14 protein-coding genes are annotated in these 20,129 nt (G+C 48.7%); 10 read left to right on the top strand and 4 right to left on the bottom strand.

Features of this window, described 5'->3' with window-relative positions:
* Positions 1-3: 3 nt before the first annotated feature.
* From AC1RJL_RS09560 to AC1RJL_RS09550, 3 genes are all read left to right on the top strand, one after another.
* Positions 4-495, top strand: coding sequence for a chemotaxis protein CheD (locus AC1RJL_RS09560; RefSeq protein ID WP_492913281.1), 492 nt, complete (start codon positions 4-6; stop codon positions 493-495).
* Between the two features lie 111 nt (positions 496-606).
* On the top strand, positions 607-1,653 hold the full coding sequence (locus tag AC1RJL_RS09555) for a protein-glutamate methylesterase/protein-glutamine glutaminase (RefSeq protein WP_492913279.1): 1,047 nt from the start codon (positions 607-609) through the stop codon (positions 1,651-1,653).
* On the top strand, positions 1,650-2,876 hold the full coding sequence (locus tag AC1RJL_RS09550; protein WP_492913277.1) for an EAL domain-containing response regulator: 1,227 nt from the start codon (positions 1,650-1,652) through the stop codon (positions 2,874-2,876). The genes AC1RJL_RS09555 and AC1RJL_RS09550 overlap by 4 nt, the downstream gene beginning before the upstream one ends.
* 114 nt (positions 2,877-2,990) lie before the next feature.
* On the opposite strand, the gene AC1RJL_RS09545 is transcribed toward AC1RJL_RS09550, so the two are convergent.
* Positions 2,991-4,442 carry an alkaline phosphatase PhoX gene (locus AC1RJL_RS09545; RefSeq protein WP_492913275.1) on the bottom strand — a complete coding sequence of 484 codons (1,452 nt, stop codon included), beginning with the start codon at positions 4,440-4,442 and terminating at the stop codon, positions 2,991-2,993.
* A 264-nt stretch (positions 4,443-4,706) separates the two neighbouring features.
* On the opposite strand from AC1RJL_RS09545, the gene gloA2 reads away from it, so the two are divergent.
* From gloA2 to AC1RJL_RS09510, 7 genes are all read left to right on the top strand, one after another.
* Entirely contained in the window at positions 4,707-5,117 is a 411-nt protein-coding gene (gloA2, locus tag AC1RJL_RS09540) for an SMU1112c/YaeR family gloxylase I-like metalloprotein (RefSeq protein ID WP_492913273.1), read from the top strand.
* A gap of 49 nt (positions 5,118-5,166) precedes the next feature.
* A complete protein-coding gene (locus tag AC1RJL_RS09535) occupies positions 5,167-6,111 on the top strand; it encodes a polysaccharide deacetylase family protein (RefSeq protein ID WP_492913271.1) in 945 nt (314 codons plus the stop codon).
* 62 nt (positions 6,112-6,173) lie between these two features.
* Entirely contained in the window at positions 6,174-7,691 is a 1,518-nt protein-coding gene (gene bdpA / locus AC1RJL_RS09530; protein WP_492913269.1) for a BAR domain-like protein A BdpA, read from the top strand.
* 170 nt (positions 7,692-7,861) lie between these two features.
* The gene (locus AC1RJL_RS09525; protein ID WP_492913267.1) at positions 7,862-10,219 is read left to right on the top strand and encodes a YfiR/HmsC family protein; all 2,358 of its coding nucleotides are present in this window, start codon (positions 7,862-7,864) and stop codon (positions 10,217-10,219) included.
* A 208-nt stretch (positions 10,220-10,427) separates the two neighbouring features.
* Entirely contained in the window at positions 10,428-12,599 is a 2,172-nt protein-coding gene (locus AC1RJL_RS09520) for a TonB-dependent receptor plug domain-containing protein (protein WP_492913265.1), read from the top strand.
* A gap of 41 nt (positions 12,600-12,640) precedes the next feature.
* Positions 12,641-13,465 carry a citrate synthase family protein gene (locus AC1RJL_RS09515; RefSeq protein WP_492913263.1) on the top strand — a complete coding sequence of 275 codons (825 nt, stop codon included), beginning with the start codon at positions 12,641-12,643 and terminating at the stop codon, positions 13,463-13,465.
* A complete protein-coding gene (locus AC1RJL_RS09510) occupies positions 13,449-14,315 on the top strand; it encodes a citrate synthase family protein (protein WP_492913261.1) in 867 nt (288 codons plus the stop codon). The genes AC1RJL_RS09515 and AC1RJL_RS09510 overlap by 17 nt, the downstream gene beginning before the upstream one ends.
* A 39-nt stretch (positions 14,316-14,354) precedes the next feature.
* On the opposite strand, the gene AC1RJL_RS09505 is transcribed toward AC1RJL_RS09510, so the two are convergent.
* The 3 genes from AC1RJL_RS09505 to AC1RJL_RS09495 form a co-directional block, all read right to left on the bottom strand.
* Positions 14,355-16,907, bottom strand: a complete 2,553-nt coding sequence (locus AC1RJL_RS09505) for a two-component system response regulator (RefSeq protein WP_492913259.1) — start codon at positions 16,905-16,907, stop codon at positions 14,355-14,357.
* Positions 16,908-17,035: 128 nt separating this feature from the next.
* Complete coding sequence (locus AC1RJL_RS09500) at positions 17,036-18,955, bottom strand: thiamine pyrophosphate-binding protein (protein ID WP_492913257.1); 1,920 nt, start codon at positions 18,953-18,955, stop codon at positions 17,036-17,038.
* A 274-nt stretch (positions 18,956-19,229) separates the two neighbouring features.
* On the bottom strand, positions 19,230-20,090 hold the full coding sequence (locus AC1RJL_RS09495; RefSeq protein WP_492913255.1) for an ABC transporter ATP-binding protein: 861 nt from the start codon (positions 20,088-20,090) through the stop codon (positions 19,230-19,232).
* Positions 20,091-20,129 lie beyond the last annotated feature (39 nt).

The following is a 20,129-nucleotide window of genomic DNA, read 5'->3' as shown; positions in this document are numbered from 1 at the left end:
TCTATGGCCGTAGTGCCGCTCGTTAAACCACTGCATAGCATCCATCCGGGCGAGTGGTATTTTGGTGCGGACTACGAACGGTTACACACAGTGTTGGGTTCTTGTGTTGCCATGACAGCATGGCATCCAACACTTAAGGTAGGTGGCATGTGCCACTATCTACTGGCGAACGAGCCCAGCCATAAAAAGGCGGAGCCCAAGCGGATTGATTGTCGTTATGCCGTCCACGCCTTGGCGGAAATGAAAAGGGCAATGCAGGCCTACGCTGGCATTGGCGAATACCAGATCGGGATTTTTGGTGGCGGTGATATGTTTGCATACAGCTCACCGACGTCTATCGGGCATGACAATATTGCCTTTGCGCGTCAATGGTTGCATCGCGAAAAGCTCCAGCCTACGCAAACGGATGTCGGTGGGAGAATCTCGCGTTCGTTAATGTTGGTGATGTCCACAGGCGAGATCCAATTAAAACTTTATCAAATGAATGAGCCTTGAATAATTGAAATAACAATTTGATCGACAATACTTGGTTATTACCGGGTCGCCAGTGCCGGTGCTTTATCGTGAGTTGATCAACATATAAATGCGCTGAAAAGTTGAGAGATTATGACAATTAATGTGTTGGTAGTGGATGACTCAGCCGTGGTGCGCCAAGTGCTCAGTGCCGTGCTCAATGAGGCACCCGACATTAATGTCTACGCCACTGCATCGGATCCTATTTTTGCCCGGCAGCAAATGCAAAAGAAATGGCCCGATGTGATTTTGCTGGATATCGAAATGCCGCGTATGGATGGCCTGACTTTCCTGCGTCATTTAATGCAGGAAAAGCCGACGCCGGTAATTATTTGCTCATCCCTGGCAGAAAAGGGCGCTGAGCTTACTTTGCAGGCATTATCCGCAGGTGCAATTGATATCATCACCAAGCCCCAGCTGGGTGTAAAAGATTTTCTGTTAGAGGCAAAGCATTTGCTCTGGCAAACCGTGCGCGGTGCAGCTGGCGCCCATGTTGCGCGCCGTGTACATATTGGCGAAGCAAAAAAAGTAGCACCGGTAATACCTGCGACTGATTTGGTCAGCATGACTGCCACTACCGACACAATTATCGTGATCGGTACCTCCACCGGCGGAACGCAAGCACTGGAGGAAATCCTCAGTAAAATTCCGCGCACCTGCCCTGGCATCGCCGTTGTACAACATATGCCCGAAAAATTTACCGCCGCCTTTGCCAAACGCCTGGATGGTTTATGCGAAGTGGATGTGAAAGAAGCGGAGAGCGGTGATCGTTTGATTCCGGGGCGTGTACTTATCGCACCTGGTGGGCATCACCTTGAGGTGCAGCGTTCGGGTGCGCAATATATTGCGAAAGTATTTCGCGGCCCCAGTGTGAATCGCCATTGTCCATCGGTTGATGTGTTGTTTCGCTCAGCTGCACGCGCAGCAGGGCGCAATGCGATGGGAATTATCATGACCGGTATGGGCGACGATGGCGCGAGGGGATTATTGGAAATGCGACAAGTGGGCTGCAGAACTATCGCACAGGATGAACAATCCTGTGTCGTATTTGGTATGCCCAAAGAAGCTATTAGCTTGGGCGCAGCGAAAGAAGTGATGCCTTTATCCCAAATTCCTGCGGTATTGGGAGGCAAGGCATGAAGTCGGTGATTTCCGAATTAAGCGTATTGGTCACTGATGACAGTTTGACCCAGCGTCAGTACGCTAAAGAATTGTGTCTGGATTTAGGCGTTAAGGATCTCCACGACGCAGCTAATGGTGTTGATGCGTTAAGTGTGTTGGAAGCTCACCCTGTCGATGTGGTGTTGATCGATCTTGAAATGCCGATCATGGACGGCGTCGAATTAATTCGCTCAATCGCGCAGAAGAAAATTGCCAGCAGCGTCATTATCCTCAGTGCAAAGGATCCCATTTTAATTGCAAGTGTGGGCACCATGGCTGAAGCCGATGGTTTGCATGTGCTGGGTACCTTTCAAAAGCCGTTGCTGCCGGATGCACTTGAATGCAGTTTTTTGCGTTTCATTCACGATGCAAAACAACAGGCGCAGGAAATCAAACCATCACCGGAAAAAGATGTCACTGCGGTAGAGTTGGGTGAGGCATTGGCTAATGGTGAACTCACTCTTGCCTATCAACCTAAACTCACCGTACATGGTTTATTGCTCAAAGGTGTTGAAGCCTTGGCGCGTTGGCGTCATCCGCAAAAAGGTATGATTTCGCCCGGTGTATTTATTCCGTTGGCTGAGCGCCACGGTATGATCGATGTGCTCACCCGCCATCTTTTGCAAGTTGCTTTCCAGCACAAAAAGAATTGGCAGAATTATGGTTTGCGTTTCAATCTTGCGTTTAATTTATCGCCACTTTCGCTGGCCGATTCGGATATGGTGGATTGGCTATGTAAACTTTCGGAAGATTACGGTATAGCGCCTACCGAAATCACCTTTGAAATTACTGAAAATGCGTTGCTCGGCGAATTGGCGAGCGCGATTCGCACCTTGGCGCGGTTGCGCTTGAAAGGTTTTCATATCGCGATTGATGATTACGGCACCGGCTTTGCGAATGCGCAGCAATTATCGCGTGTACCGGCGACCGAATTAAAAATAGATCGCTCGTTGGTGCATCGTTCGGCAGCGCGACCACAACAGCGCACTATTTTGGCTAGCACTGTTGATCTGGCTAAAAATTTGAATCTCACTACGGTTGCTGAAGGTGTGGAAACTGAAGAAGATTATAAAATTATTTATGATTTGGGCGTAGACCTGGTTCAGGGATATTATTTTTCCAAACCGCTTTTCCCCGATGATTTGCTCACCTTTATCAAGACGGGATTAAATCAATTACGTCGACAAAACGGGCACAAATAGTACACATAGCAAAAGATAGAAAGAATAGGAAAATAGGAAAATAGGAAAATAGGAAAATAGGAAAATAGAAAGTCCCGGTACTTGCCGGGATTTTTTTAGCGCAGTAAATTTTTTTTACACGGGGCGAATACTTTTCCAGGGGCCGGTGATGGCAAGCGTTAATCCCGGTTGTTGGATATTGACGAACAGGGTCGTGCCATCGGGTGAGAAGCATGCACCGCAGAATTCGCCTCTATCTTTATGCGCACTCATCGCGAGCGTATAAATTTTTCCTTGCGGTGTCAGTCCGCGCAAATAGTTGGCGTTGTCCTTTGCATTGGAATAGCTGTCCTCACACACAATCAAATCACCCCAGGGCGCAATGGTAAGGTTGTCGCAACCCTCCAAATAAGCGCGATCCTGACTCTCGTAAACCAGCGCGATCTTACCCGGTACTTCGCGTTCACGCGGCGTGCCTTCGTAAGGGCTGGGTTGGTAACGCCAAATTTGTCCAAGCCCCTTATTGCCGCCGGTAGTTGCGGTAAAAAATACTTCCCGTTGGCGAGTATCGGCGCGCAAGGCAAAAGCCAATCCTTCGCAACGGGCAAAAATAGCGGCTCCTTTTGCATGCCCTCGGGCCGCGAGATCGGCAGCGGGTGCCGTGACATTATCCAGATCAATCCAATCGCACAAAAACTCCTGTTCGATGGTGACGTCGCGTTTGCCCGGGTCGGTATCGTCGAGCCAGTTGCGGGTATTGGCGCCGGACCAATCGCGGATTACCAGTGCTTGCAGGCTGCCACCTTTGTGCAGCTCGCCCGGTTTTGCGGGAATGAAACGGTAGAAAAGTGCATTTTTCGCATCTTCGGTTTGATAGACAATGCCGTTGGTAACATCGACTGCGCAGGCCTCGTGGGCGAATCGCCCCATGGCGTGGAGCGGAACAGCAGTGACCAGTCCAGTTGCCGTCGAGGGCACTTCAAATACAAACCCATGGTCCCGGCCGAAGCCCTGGTCTGTGCCATAGGTAGTTTCTTCGCACGTAAGCCAGGAACCCCAAGGTGTTGCTCCGCCGGAGCAATTACGCGAAGTGCCAGCGAGGCTTAAATGGCTGCGTTCAACCTTGCCGGCGCCCTGGTTATAGAGCAGGGTTGTGGTGCCGCCATTCGCGGGCAGGCCTTTGCGATAAAAGTCGTAGGCCTTATCACCCACGAATTCCCTTGCCAGTTTTTTATTGCCTTTGAATGCATCTATATCCCCCCAGGATGAACTTAATTCGTGGTTGCGGACCAAAAGCGTCCGTGATGGATTGTTTGGATCGGGAAAGGCGGCCATGCCATCGGGAGCGCCGGGCATAATCAAGCCATCGCTCATGGGATCGCCGGTTCGGGCGATGATCTGGTAGCGGAACCCGGCGGGTAAATCGATAACTTTGCGAGGGTCTTTAACCAGTGGGCCATATTTATCGATGCCGTGATGAGGATCGAGCGCATAGGCTTCCGCCTGGACGGATAAATGACGGAAGGCGGTCAGCGCGATGGCAGCGGCTCCGGCGTTCTGTAAAAAATGACGGCGGGTGAGATTCATAACAATTCCTGTCGTTTGACGCTCTCGGTATAGCTACCGTGGTGTGTTAAAGCAGCAAGCTGCGCCGGTTATTCATCCCCGATACAGCCTTGCAGCCGCAGCATAGCCTCGAATATTCTTGGCTGCGAATGGCTTGGTTTGGCCGGATATAAACAGCATGGCAAAAACCATCATTTTATATAAGGCCAGGGTTATACTAAAAGGCTGCTGCAATAAGCAGGGCTGGTTGCGGATTGAAATGGGTTCTCCATTGAGTGTTAAACAATGACAAATGTTCCACCGACATTGCAGGCTGTCCATCACGTTGCCTTGATTTGTTCGGATTATGAGAAGTCCAAGCATTTTTATACCCGGATTTTGGGGCTGCAGATTGTCGCTGAACATTATCGTGCTGCGCGCGCATCCTGGAAGTTGGATTTGGCATTACCCAATGGCACGCAGCTGGAATTGTTTTCGTTTCCCGATCCACCCGCCCGTCCTTCGCAACCCGAGGCTTGCGGATTGCGCCACCTGGCGTTTGTGGTGCGCGATATTGACGCTTGTGTTGCGTGGTTGAATAGTAATGATGTTGCAGTAGAGCCTATTCGTATTGACGAATATACATTAAAACGCTTTACGTTTTTCCAGGACCCGGATGGTTTGCCCCTGGAGCTGTATGAATTAAATGCTGTATGAATTACCTGATTGGATTTTTTCAACAACATTATCTGAGCGAGATTAGGCAGTGCTGAAAAAATGGGTATGCAAGACGTTGTTCGGACATTTGCTGTTTATCGGCGTTGCAGTGATCAGCAGCAGTGGTCATGCCCGTGAATTGGCAATTGCCTTTGAAAATACGTTGCAGCCTTCCACTTCACTGGATGCAATGGCGCGTTCGCAAATGCTGGTGCGCAATCTGGCGACTGCAGGTGTACCTCAGGCAATGTTTTTGATCAAAACCAAAGGTCTTGATCAAAAAGGTGAAGCGCGTTTGGCGCTGTACAGCGATAAAGGCCATTTATTAGTAAATGCCGGGCACGATCACAGTTTGGTGAGCAAAAGTGATCTGTATGTTTATGAAATTGGCATCCTGAAAGCTAACCGGATTTTGCAAAACTACAGTGGCTATAAACAACATGTGCATTTTTCGTATTTGCATGAGTCCGGCGATATAAATCTCCAGCGCGGGCTGGCCGAGTTTCTGCAAGAGCGCGGCTATTATCCGGCTTTCACCGGCTTCAACCCGTGGCGCGGTGCAGATCAATACCTTGATCAGCTCTACCAGAAAAAAATCAGCAGCAATCGTCATGTGGATATAGCGGTGCTGGAAAAGACGTATGTTGAATTTATTCTGCAATCGTTAATGCAACAGGATGCCCGCGCATTTAACTTGCTGGGTTATTCACCCAGACAAATTCTGGTATTACAGGAAAATGATTTGGCCGCGTATTTTATTGTTGCGCTGATAGATCGTTTAATTGAACAGGGATGGACAATTATTGCGGCTGAGCGTGTGTTGGACGACCCCATTGCCAATCCGATTGGTGCTAATCGCTGGGGTGCGAATGGTTATGTGAATTCGATTACGCGTTTGCGCGATGAACCAGTGGCTTATCCGCGTGTACTTGGCGAACGCAAAGTGTTGGTCGATACTTTTTTGCAGGCGCGAATTCCAGGTCTGCTTGAATAACGGGTGTGATATTAAGTTTATATTGTTTAATGTTTTTTAATATTAAGGACTGTGAGCACAGTATGTTGAAAACAGGCGTAAAAATAGTGTTGTTGTGTACGGCCAGCCTTGTGGCAACAGCGGCAATGGCACAGCAAAAATCGGTCATTTTCAAAAACGGTTTTGAAACTGATGCGGATAACAAAAAGTGGGCATTCCTGTACGGTGCCAAAGTGGTCAAGGAACAGGCGCGCAATAGCACTGGCGCCCTGCAAATTGAGCAGGGTGAAGCATCGGTGCGCTCGCGTGTTAATTTGAGTGAGCAAGGTACACTGGAGTTCTGGATTAAAACTTCATCGCCCGCTACGCAATACAAAATCAATGTGATGGTGGCACCAACGCAAAATTCCGATACCGGTTGGGTACAGGTTGGCCAAATCCTGGGCAGCAATGATTCAACCGAATATCATGCCAAACGTATTTCTATCGATGATCCGGGTAAAAAATACCTGCGTCTGGATTTTGAAATTACCAACGGTAAGGTGTGGTTAGATGATGTCAGCGTAGAAAAAATCCTGTTGGATACCGCCCTGCAAAAAAATCAGGAAAAAGTGATTGCTGAAGTTCTGGGCAAATTGCGCGATGACAAAAACTATCAGGTGCAAGCCGACGCTTTGCGCACGTTGGGTAAAAACTACGCGGCACAAATTGATGTGCAGCGTCAGTATCTGGAATACGCCAATGGTATTTATTCCAGTGTGACCTTGGTGTTGGCGACGTCCGAACGCGGCAAGATGGCCAACCCGCTTGGCTACCAAACCTTTAAAGGTATTGTAAATGATGTGCGCCTGGTGGCATCACCTATCCAGAAAGCACGCATGGATTCATTGCTGAAACCCTTGGGCGATATCGCGACTGCAACGTTGAATGTGATGACCCAAGGTGCGTATGCTGCATTTGCAGAGCCCTTTAAAACCATAGTGGCGACTACCTTTGATAAGGTGGCTTATGAGAATGCCGGTGTGGATCGTAAAACGCGCAAATTTGCCGAAGAAAATGGTTTGAAAACCTTCTCTAAAGCAGAGGGTTTTCTGGGGGAATTGGAAAAAGAATTAAATACTGTGGTTGCGCTGGATAAAGATTTAATTGATATCCAACGTGAGGTCGACCGGTTCCGCAAAGACCTTGATAAGCATTTAAAGGAATCGCTGATTGCCGGTGGCATGGGGCGAGGTCAGGAAAACTATAAACGTGTGATGAGTAAAGATGAGCCGGTGCGCAACGAGGCGTTACAGGAGATCAACAATTATTTCACCGTGCAGGCAGAAAGCTACCAAAACTATTCCAGCTCTAATACCGAGTTTGTGCAATTTATGATGAAAGCTACCGGCACTATGGAAGAAACCCAGGTGTTTAAAGAGCGTTTCAATCAAATTGCCTCTTCTGTGATCACATTTTATGACAAATTTGATCGTTCGGTAGCCAAAGACCAAAACCCGTTCTCTGATGAAAGAGATCGCGCTTTGTGGGAGTCCCACGCAGTGAAGGTCCGCACTTATATTCAGGAATCCAAAGCTGCTTTCACCAAGGCCTATATGTAAATTGCAGCTGGCTTGCTTGTAAGCGCTTATAAATTAAAAAGGCACCTTCGCGTGCCTTTTTTGTTTTTTATCAGGGGAGTAATTTTACTCTGCTGGCTGTTGGCACAAGATCTATCAAAAGCAGAATTAACCGGCTATGCTTCGGTAGTGAAGAACTTATAAGACCAATCATGTTAGCAAATGCTGCGTTATCCACTGCTATTGCCCGATGCTGCCGTCATTCACTGTGGCAGGCCAGTGTACGCGGGTTATTTTTAACGCGATTGATGGGCTTGGTTTTGTTGCTGGTTTGTTCGATTCCCTCCGTTTGGGCTCAAGGCCTTAATAAGCAAAAAATTACTGCATCCTATCTATACAATTTTGCGAAAAATATCGAGTGGCCTAACCAGGCGGCAATGACCTCATTTAATATAGCCGTCTACGGATCGACTAACCCCGCCTTGATGAACGAGCTGGGTGTTTTACGCGACAGGATGAAGTTGCGCAATTTGCCCATTACCGTCACGCAGGTGAATCGGATTGAAGCTTTGGGTAGCTACCACATGGTCTACGTCGAGCAGACCAGCGCTAACAACATTGCCGGGATTTACGATGCTTTGGAAGGCAAACCGATATTGCTGGTGACCGATGCCTACAGTAATAAACAATTGGTGATGATCAACCTGATTACTACGGACAATGATCGCCTTAAGTTCGAAGTGAATAAATCCAATATCATCAACCATGGATTAATACCGTTACCGGAATTGATTTTAAATGGCGGTACGGAAATCGATGTTGCCAAACTCTACCGCGAAGGCCAGGCATCGCTGGTTGCCTTGCAAAAACAATTGCGTAGCCGCGAAAAAACATTGAGTGAATTAAGCGCTGCCATCCAGAACCAGGAGGCAATGAATACGCGTTTGCAGGAGCAAATGGCGGAGTTAAATCAAAATATTAAAAAAAGTGATGCATTGATTGCCGAGCAAAAAGTACTTTTGCAAAGTCAGCAGGATCAAATTGAAACCAGTAAAAAAGAGCGCGAAGCTTTACTGCGTGAAGTGGAGTTGCGTACTAAAGAATTGGATGAGCAACAAGCGCATTTGCGTACAATTTTGCAAGAAATCACCTCGCGTGAAAAACGCCTGACATACCTTAACACCACGATCAAATCGCAAGAAGAAACTATCCTCAAACAGAAAAATGCCATTGTTGATTTGGATGAGTTGGTCGATTCACAAAAAGTAGCGCTGCGCTATTTGTGGGGATCGGTATTATTAGGAGCGCTGTTAATTATCACAGTATTGATTGCCTATACCATCAAACGCCGCGATAACCAACGCCTTGCCGCCCACAGCCAGGATCTGCAAATAGCGCGCGATCGCCTCGCTATTGCCAAGCGCAAAGCGGAAGATGCAAGCAAAGCAAAAAGTGAATTCCTGTCGTTGATGAGCCACGAGTTGCGTACGCCTTTGCAAGCGATTATCGGCTACACCGAAGTGGTTATCGAAGAGTTGAAGTTGGCGGATGACGAGTACCACCTTAAAGATTTAAATCGCGTAATCCTAAACAGTGAGCGATTATTAAAATTGATTAACGGTGTGCTTGATCTGGCGAAAATTGAATCAGGGCGCATGGATCTGGATCTAACCGAAGTTAAATTGTCGAGTTTGGTCGATGAAGCCTTGGGTACAGTTGCGCCTCTGCTTGAAAAAAATTCAATACGCTTGCTGGTTGATGTGGATGACGGCGAGACACTGCCGATTGCCGATCCGGAGAAGCTGCTGCATATCCTGATTAACCTGTTAGGTAATGCGATTAAGTTTGCCCCTAACGGCCAGGTGCGCATCAAAGCCTATCATCAGCCACAACAAATTTATATCAGCATTGTCGATACCGGCATAGGCATCTCTACAGAACAACAGGTTAATATTTTTGATCCATTCAAACAGGCCGATTCAGGCACTACGCGCAAATTCCAGGGCAGTGGCTTGGGCTTATCCATCACCCGTCAACTCTGTGAACTAATGGGTGGCACTATTCGTGTTGAAAGCGAGTTGGGTGTCGGCTCCAGGTTTATTGTCGAATTACCGTTGCCGATTAGTCCTATATCCATGGATGCAGTTAAAACCGACATTGATGAGCCTGTCATTGAACCACTGCCTGCACTTGCGCCGCCCGCCGGTGAACAGGTGGTCATGATTGATGATGATCCGGCGTTTCTGGATATCATGGCGCGTACCATTCGCGCAGAAGGTTATCAAGTTCATACCGCCGGTGACGCAGAGAGTGGTTGGCGATTAATCCAATCGATTAAACCCCATGTCATCACGCTGGATTTGTTTTTGCCTGATCAACATGGTTGGATTTTGTTCGAGCGCATCAAAGCCGACCCGGATGTGTGTGATATTCCGGTCATTATTATTTCCATGATTGAAGAACGTAAACGTTTTAATCGCCAGCCCGCTGAAGAATATTTAACCAAACCTGTTCGCCGCGAAACCCTCAAACTCGCCATTCAACGGCTTGCCCCCCATAAAAATTCATAAACATCCCTTAAACTTGCTTTAAGCTCTTTGCTTTCATGCGCAGGTAAACTATCTTTATCCTTCTCTTAGCGCGAAAAGTGCTTAAGCGATTTTTTTTAGACGATCAGCTATTGGTTAGGACGAATGGTTTGCGGTGAGCCAGGCTCACCCGTAATTTGAGTGATATTGTCAGCGGAATGACATCGGCCCTTTTAAATAGGTTGTCATTATGCGTGTAATAAGAATACAAACAATCTCGCTGACTCTCGCTTTAGCATCCCTGGCTCCCGGTCTGCGGGCTGAGGCCGATACCCAATATGCCTCTGTCGATTTCTACAATCTTTCACTGGCCGAATTAGGGCAAGTTGAAATTTCCATTGCGACCGGTAACAGCACTCCGTTGGATCGCGCCCCTGCCGCTGCAACGGTAATATCAGCGAGCGAAATCCAGGCGATGGGCGCGCGCAATTTAAATGAGGTGTTGGAAACAGTTCCCGGCCTCCACGTCACGCTCTCCTCACTAAGCCGGCTTGATTCTATTTATTCCATTCGCGGTATTCACACCGGATTTAATCCCCAGGTATTGTTAATGCTCAATGGCGTACCTGTGCAATACAACGTGCAAGGCGGGCGGCCCACACTTTTTCGTCTATCGGTCACCAGCATTGAACGCGTTGAAGTAATCCGGGGTCCCGGTTCTGCCATTTACGGTGCCGATGCCTACGCCGGCGTTATCAATGTCATTACTAAAGATGCGGCTGCCATTAACGGTACTCAAATGGGCGGCGGCGTTGGCTCATTTAATTCGCGCGATCTCTGGATACAAACTGCAGGCAAGTGGAATGATTTTGGCGTTGCCTTCAGCATGGCTTACCAAGAAAGTGATGGCGATGACAAGCGCAGGGTCAATGCAGATTTGCAATCTTCACTGGACTATCTGTTGGGAACCGATGCCTCAAATGCCCCTGGTTCCTTATCGACAAGATACAGTGTGCTCGACACACACTTGGCATTAACCAGCGAGCAGTTGCAATTCAATTTATGGAATTGGCACTCGACCGATGCCGGTGTAGGGGCAGGTGGTGCACAGGTATTGGATCCAACAGGCCGCGATGACAGTAACTTGTGGATGGGGGATGTAACCTATCGATTGAACTCTGGTAGCTCTAATGGGTGGGATAACAGCGCTCGCGTGAGCTATTTACATTACGACCAGAAATCCGGTTTCACCTTGTTTCCTGCGGGCAGTAAGTTGCTTATCGGTCGCGATGGTAATATCGATTTTCAAAATCCAATCGGAATGGCAACTTTTACCGATGGTTACATCGGTAAACCTAGCGGTGTTGCCGAAGATATCCAATTGGATCTTGTCTCTCTCTATACCGGTTGGGATGCGCATCGCCTGCGATTTGCAGTGGGTACGCGTTATCAATCGATTAAACCGAGTGAGCAAAAAAACTTTGGCCCGGGAATACTTAACGGCAGTGAGACAGTAGTGGGTGGGACCCTCACCGACGTGAGCAATACAGACAATGTATTTCTCGTCGATAGCTCGCGCTCGATTCGCTATATCTCCCTGCAAGATGAGTGGCAAATTGCGAACGAGCTGCAATTTACCGCAGGTGTTCGTCACGACGACTATTCCGATTTTGGTACAACAACTAATCCGCGAATGGCATTGGTCTGGGTTGCTAATAATCGACTCACAACCAAGTTACTGTATGGCAGCGCATTTCGCGCCCCATCATTTACTGAGCAGTTTGGCAAAAACAATCCGGTTGTATTAGGTAATCCTGATCTTGATCCCGAAAAAATAGATACTGCTGAAATCAGCTTTGCGTACAGTGTGAATAACGATCTGGTGGCTAATTTTACGCTGTTCGATTATAGCGCCAGAGATATGATCGAATTTGTGCAGGATGAATATGCTACGACTAAAACAGCAGCAAATGCACGGGACCAGGACGGCAGTGGTTTTGAATTGGAAATGAATTGGAAGCCGTCACCGCGATTGCATATTGCGGGTAGTTACGCACGGCAAGATGCAAAGGATGCTGAGACTGGCAGAGCTATTCCGGATGCGCCGGGACAACAATTTAAAATCGATTTGAATTGGGAGTTCAGCTCTAACTGGTTGGTGCACAGCCAACTTAATTGGGTCGGCGATCGTCAACGCGCATTGGCAGTTGCACCTGCCGTCCAGCGCCCCGCCATCGACAATTACACCTTGGTAAACCTTACCCTTAGGCGTAAAAATATAGTGCCCGATCTCGATGCGTCTCTGGTGCTGCGCAATCTGACCAATGAAGATGCGCGCGAGCCCAGCAGCGGTGAAATCGCGGAAGACTATTTGTTAGAATCGCGTAGCCTTTGGTTGGAGTTGCGTTACAACTTCAATTGAGCAGCGTAGCTTCGCAGTCCTTTTTTTATTTGGAATTACGCATGTCTGAACATAAACACGATCAAGTGCGCAGCCGTAACGAGCCTTTCGTGCAACGCGTGGCAACACGTATCTGGCATGAATTGCCAAGTGACGATAATCCCTTCATTGCCAGCCACGCACTGTGCCACGGTTATGATTTATTTGAGTTGATGGAAAAGCGCTCATTTGTCGATGTATTTTATTTATTGTTTCGCGGTGAACTGCCCGGTAAAGCGGAAGCTCAATTACTGCAGGCATTGATGATCGCGTTGATAAACCCGGGGCCACGCCATCCCGCGACTCGTGCCGCGATGAATGTGGGTGTGGGCAAAACAGACCCGGTGCATATTCTTCCTATCGCTGCTGCAGTGTTGGGAGGCGAGCATGCCGGTGGCGGTATTGTCGAAGAGAGCATGCGTTTTTTACGCAAACAACAAAAATTGGATGCACAACAAGTTGCATCGAATCTGTTGCAGCAATATGAGTCGACCACGAGCGCAGATGAGCAATTGTTTATTGCCCCGGGTTTTGGTCGGCATCAGGGCGGCGTTGATTTACTTGCAAAAAATATTGCGACGCAATTATGTGCGTTGGAAGCATCCGGCAAAGCGCTGCAATGGGGGTGCCAGCTCGCTACGAATCTGGAAACCCAAGGTATTGGTTGGATGACTAGCGGGATTGCCGCTGCAGTATTTGCTGACCTCGGTTTCCAGCCACGCGCCGGAGGCAGTTTATTTCAATTACTGGGTGCGCCCGGCTTGGTTGCCCATGGAATTGAATTAGCCAACAAACCCATCACCGCCATGCCTTTTGTCAGCGACGAAAATTATGTCATCGAACGATAAGGCCACAACACATTTATCAACACATAGCGATACTAGTGTGATTGATTATCTTGAACAACGCCGCGGAAAAATTATCAGCAATACGGGTGGTTGGTTTCCCGGTAAAGGTGTTTTTAGCCACGGATACTCGATGTTGGAAGAATTGGTAGGAGAAAAGTCCTACTTTCAAATTCTGGTACTTAACGCAACCGGCCGATTAATTAGTCGCCCGCTCGCCGATTGGATTGAAGCGGTCTACGGTTGTTTAAGTTGGCCTGATCCGCGTATCTGGTGCAATCAAATCGGCGCGCTGGCAGGTACTGCCCGCGCATCGGTTATTGCAGGAACTGCGATGGGCATTCTCGCTACTGATTCTCGCTCTTACGGCGTGTTACCGTTAATTGAGGGTGTGAGTTTTATCCAGAATGCACTTGCGCAGCATAAGCAAGGTGTTTCTGCTGATGAGATTGTAAGCTCAGCTGCAGCAGCGCGCGGAGGCAAGCCTTATATTGTTGGTTATATCCGGCCAATAGCAAAGGGTGATGAGCGCCTTGAGGTAATGGAGAAAGTCGCGGCAAAATTACAGATGCCTGTTGGCCCGCATCTATCATTGGCATATGCAATTGAAAAGGTATTGTTGGAGAAATACGATGAAGGAATGAATGTGAATGGTTATGTATCGGCAGTATTATCTGATTATGACTTTTTGCCGCAGGAGACTTACCATTTGTTTTCTACCTTGGTGGCGAGCGGCGTAACTGCCTGTTATCTCGATACGTATAAACGCCCACCCGATACTTTCTTACCCTTGCGATGCGATGATATTGATTATCAGGGCGCCGCAAAACGTCCTGTGCCAAGTGCGGATTAACATCCAACTGCAAGCATAAAAAAACGCTGAATTAAAATGTTAGTGATGCGATAGGGTATTGCTAATAATGTTGGTCTCGGTTTGTGCTTCCAATATTTTTGCAACTGGCAATGGATGGCCAATATGATAGCCCTGCACAAAATCGATTCCCATTGATTTTAAAATATCGAGAATAGCTTCGTTTTCAACATATTCTGCAACGGCTTTTTTACCCAATGCTTGTATTACCTGAATCATTGAACGCACGAGTGTCTGGTCAATAGCATCGCGGTGCAGGTTTTGGATAAACGAGCCATCCAGTTTGATGTAGTCTGCTGGCAAATCTTTTAAATAGGCGAAGCTGCTGAAACCTGAGCCGAAATCATCCACCGAAAAACTACAACCTAATTTATGTAATTCGGCAATAACCCGCTGGGTGATTTGCAAATTAAATAAGCTGGCGCTTTCGGTAAGTTCAAAAGTGATTCGCTTTGGATTCACGCCAGTTTCTTTCAGGTTTTCAAGAATGGTGGGGACCAGGTTATCGTCTTTGAATGCCTGTGCAGAAAGATTAATCGCAATATGAGATAATTCTGGATGTTCATTGAGCGTTTTTATCGCCAATTTAATAATCCAGCGATCCAGCAAATGCATCTCACCGGCAGATTCCAGCGCGGGAATGAAATTGTCCGGTCCGGTAATCCGGCCATCGGTTTCAATCATGCGTACCAACGCTTCGTAGTAAGAAATTTTGTTGTTTTTAATATCGAAGATCGGTTGGAAGTAGAGCACCATGCGATCGTCGGTAATGGCTTTGCGTACTTTTTGCGACATGTTAATGGAATGGCGCAACTCATCGCTTTCGCTGTCGAGCGGATCGTACAGATGGATCAGGTTGCGCCCACGACCTTTGGCAACATAGAGCGCAATATCGGCGCGCATTAAATGTTCTTCTGCATTGTTGGTGCTGCCATCAATCAGTGTGAGGCCGATGCTGCTGCCGAGGTTGATGCGCTGTTCCTGCAATTGAAAACTGAATTCGCCAATAATTTGTTGGATGCTGCGGGCAAATTCATGGGCTTCCACGCTTTGGATATCGCGCAGCAAAATAGCGAACTCATCGCCGCCCAAGCGACAAAGAATATCAGCACCGCGAATACGTTTGCTGAGCAGGTGCGACATCTCGCGCAGTACCTCATCACCTTTCTGGTGGCCGAAGGTATCGTTGATCACTTTGAAGTGATCGAGATCCAGATAAACCAGCGCATGCTGGCGACCATTGCGCACCGAGTCGGCAGTCAATTGCGCAAGCGTGGTTTCAAAGAAGTGGCGATTATATAAACCTGTCAGCGAATCGTGCATTGCCAGATATTTGAGCTGCTCTTGTGATTCACGCCGCTCGGTAATATTGTCCAGACAGATGGTGAGATTGCTTTGTTGCCTGGCATTACTGGAGCGGCTGATTTTTAATTGTGCCCATAATTTTTGATGGTGACTGTTGCTCAAACAAATTTCAATTTCCGGACAGGGTTTATTCTGCTGCAATGCTTTGCGGATTTTGTTTTTAAACAACGCGAATTGCGCAATGTCTTCCTGGGCAAGAAAGGTTTCCAGCGATTGGCCAATGCAGTCGCTAATCGGAAAGCCCATCATGGTTTCCCACGCGCGATTCAGATAACAAATGGTGAAATTTGAATCCAGCTCCATCACTACCGATTGCAAATCATCGAGCAGCTGGTGATGGCTCTCATAGAGTTGGCGATAGGCAAGCTCGCGCTCTTGCAAGGTTTTTACTTGCGCGGCAAATTGTTTATTGCTGACTAAAAAGTCGTCGCGATGAATGGCGATGTCACAGACTTTGCGCAATTGTTCGGCGCGAAATGGCTTGGGTAAAAAATCCACTGCACCCAACAACATTAATTCTTCTGCCTGATCTGTGGTGGTATGTGCGGTCATAATCACAACCGGCTGGTTTGGATCGATACTTTGGATTTCAATTAAAATATCGCGCCCGGATAACTTCGGCAGCATTACATCCAGTAACACCAGATCATGGCGGCCTTGCACCCAGGCTCGCAAACCTGCGTCGCCTTCATCGGCAACGTCGATATTGAAAGATGGCGCGAGGACGCGTTTGATTAAATCGGCGGTGTCTGGCTCATCTTCGACAATCAACAAGCGCGGTTTAGTGGTGCTGGTCTGGCTATGGGCGAGGTGCCTTACCGCGTTGGGTAATTGCTCCAGATGTTCCATTGGCAGTAATTGGTTGATGCCATATTCGCGCGCGGTAACTTCAGCAATGCGTTCGCACCAGGTACTTGCGATAATAATAATCGGCAAATCTGCGCGGCATTTGAGAATGCCGCTTCTAACCAGGCGCGAGAGCCGCCATCCGTCGAGGTCAGCGGTGTCGACATCGACAATTAATACATCAATGGTTTGCTGGCGCAGAACGCGCAAGGCTTTTTGTGCAGAATCAACACTGGTCAGGTTATGCAAGCCGGCCGCGAGCAGGCTGGCATTAATAGCAGCTAAGGCAGAGGGGTCGTTATTAACAACAAGGAGGTTAATAGGCGAATCAGGTTGATTGGGATTGGTGTTATCAATTAACACTCATAGGTCTCCGAATTAATATCCCTTTAGCCTAGCATAAACTGCAAGGTGCTTTTCGCCCAAGGGTATTTTTCGCTTAGACCATCCTTAAATTAACCTCCGGTCCCACATAATCAACCGCTTTGCTATCAGCCTCCCGGTGTTGCGGATGCGCCGTTGACCGCCAAACCTTTAATACGATCACCCATGGGCGGGATTTCATTGCGGTCGATGCGTACATCGAGCAGGGTCGGGCCGTTTTTGCTGAATAGTGCGTTGTAATCCAGCTCATCCAATTGTGTAGGTGAATCGATAATGATGCCGTCGATTCCCATGGACTGCGCCATCATTGCGTAGTTAACTTCATTGAGTTCCCAGCCGATGGACTCTTGCTGGCCGAGCATTTGGCCGTGCATCACCATGCCCATCGCGGCATCGTTCAATACTAAAAACACTACCGGCAATTTTTGTTGGGCGGCGACAGTAATTTCCTGCGCGCTCATTAAATAAGAGCCGTCGCCGACAATGCAAAGCGTAGGTGCGTTGCGGTTGGCGATAGCAGAGCCAATCGCGGCACCAATCGACCAGGCCATAGAACCGTAACCCATGGCGATGCGATAAAGCCCTTCGTTGTTGGCGCGGGTCAGGTAATGCGTTGCCCAGGACCAGCCATTGCCCGCATCGACAAAAATACGGGTATCGTCGGGCAGTTGTTGCGACAGATGGCACATCAGCCGCTGGGGTTTTACCGGACTGGCATTGGAATAACATTTGTCGGCATCAGCGAGGGTGAAAAAACCGCCGTTGGCATTTTTGGCGGCGGCACCGGGCAGTGTCTCCCAAGTGCGACCCCATTTGCGCACTTCGCGCACGCTTTTTACCAGTCGATCAAAAATGACATCAATATTGCCGAACACATGCAGGTTTGCCATAGGCGAGCGGGTGAAGTGTTCGATTGAAGAATCGATATGCACGAGCTTGGTGTTAAGCAGATCATTTTTCCAGCCGCTGGTGCCCAATTCGCCCAGCTCGGTACCTACCGCAAGGATCAGATTGACCTCTTTGCTTTGCAACAGGTTTCTTGCGCTTTCATGCCCGGCAAAACCGAATACCCCGCGATATTGCGGGTGATGTTCATCGACCCAGGTTTTACCCATTGGCCCGGTGACAAATGCGGCGCCGGTGAGCTCGATAAACTCCATTATCTGCTTGCTGGCTTTACCTACACCGTTGCCGATGTACATCACAATATTGTCGACCTTGCCCAGCTTCTCGCATAGGCGGGCGATGGAGGAATCATCGGCCATGGCAAAATCATGCACCAGCAGGTCGCTGTGGATATGAGCGTTGATAGTTGCTGGTGCGCGCAATACGTCGGCCGGTACACTGATGTGTACCGGCCCGTTAGGCTTGCGGTGTGCCGCCATGATCGCGGACACCAGCTTGCTTTCAAGTTGTTCATGGTGTGATACGAGCGTATTGAACTGGGTGACATAGCGGAACATGCCCACGGTATCGATAGCGGTACAACTGGATTCCTGCAGGGCACGCTTACCGAATTTAGGCAGCGGGGTTTGGGCGGTTATCACCAGCATGGGTAACTCATCGGCGAGTGCTGATGCTACGCCGGTAATCAAATTGGTCGCACCTGGGCCGGTAGTCGCGCATACCACGCCCATCTTGCCGGTTTCACGCGCGTAGCCATCGGCCATAAAGGCGGCACCGCACTCATGGCGGGCAACAACCAAACGGGGTCCGCCCTGGCGTTCGCTGCGGGCGAGGGAGTTTAGCAGGGGCTCTATCGCGCCGCCCGGTACACCAAATACGGTGTCAATCTTCAATTGTTTGAGATAGTCGATAATTAAATCGGCGTAAGTTGACGGGGCTTGCTGTATTTGAATTGGTTCTGTCCCAGTCTCTTCATTCAGTTCATTAAAGTGCGGCTGGGCAGTGATTTGTGCCAGCTCGCCAACGGTGATCATGTCCACCTTAAGGGTAGTGCCCTCGGTCGGAGTTTGGTCCAGCTTGACTGGATGAAGGAAAATGGGTTTGTTGAGTGCCTGCTGCATGGAGTTCGCGCCTTGTTTCCAAAAGTGCGTGATCCGTCACGGATGGGTGTCACTTAAATATGCTGCATAATATATACCAATGATGAAAAATGTGCCATACAAAAAACAGTCAAACAGATTGTTTAATGCTCTTTTTTCTCTATTTTAGTTTTCACCAAGCGAAAAGCGCTTCTTTTTGTGCATAAAAAAGCCCCGGCGAGCCGGGGCAACAGAGGTCAGATTTGCAGATCCTGCTGGTGCCATCACACATGGATGGCACCGGCAGGCAGCAACATCAGGCGACGCTTTTGGCCTTTGCAGGTGCGTCTTTATCGAGTTGTTTTTCCGCACGTTTGGCGTCAATGGATTCAACTTTTTTTTGCTTCTCATAAAGGAAGCGCAACACCGCCGAACGATAGTGGTTGTATTCGGCGTTGTCGGCCAGTTCAAGGCGATTGCGCGGGCGCTCCAGGGTGACAGCGAGGATTTCGCCTACTGTGGCGGCGGGACCATTGGTCATCATTACGATACGGTCAGAGAGCAGCACCGCTTCATCCACATCGTGGGTAATCATAATCACGGTGTTACCCAGTTCACTCTGGATTTCCATCAGCGAATCTTGCAGGTGCGCACGGGTTAGTGCGTCCAGCGCGCCAAAGGGTTCGTCCATCAACAACACTTGCGGCTCCATCGCCAGGGCGCGGGCGATACCGACGCGCTGCTTCATCCCTCCGGAGAGTTCATCCGGGCGTTTATGCATTGCGTGGGTCATGTGTACCAATTCCAGATTGTGTTCAATCCACTCGCGCATCTCGGCTTTGGTTTTTCTGCCTTTGAATACGCGCTTAACCCCCAGTTCCACATTTTCATAGGCGGTGAGCCAGGGTAGCAGGGAGTGATTTTGGAAAACAACCGCGCGCTCAGGGCCGGGTTCATTGACTTCGCGGCCATTTAATACCACGCCGCCAGCGGTAGCTTTGTACAGACCGGCGACTATGTTGAGCACAGTGGATTTTCCGCAGCCGGAGTGTCCGATCAGCGAAACAAATTCGCCTTTTTTGATTTTTAAATTTACATTTTGCAGTGCGCAAAACGGACCTTTGGGAGTTGGAAATTCGATGCCGACTTTAGTCAATTCAAGATGAATCTGGCTCATGTTTTTTTCCTCTGTATTTTTGTACTTTCTATGCTGCTG

This window comes from Cellvibrio sp. GW822-FHT04B05 (assembly GCF_058800985.1).
This window is presented reverse-complemented; position numbering and strand designations above follow the sequence as displayed.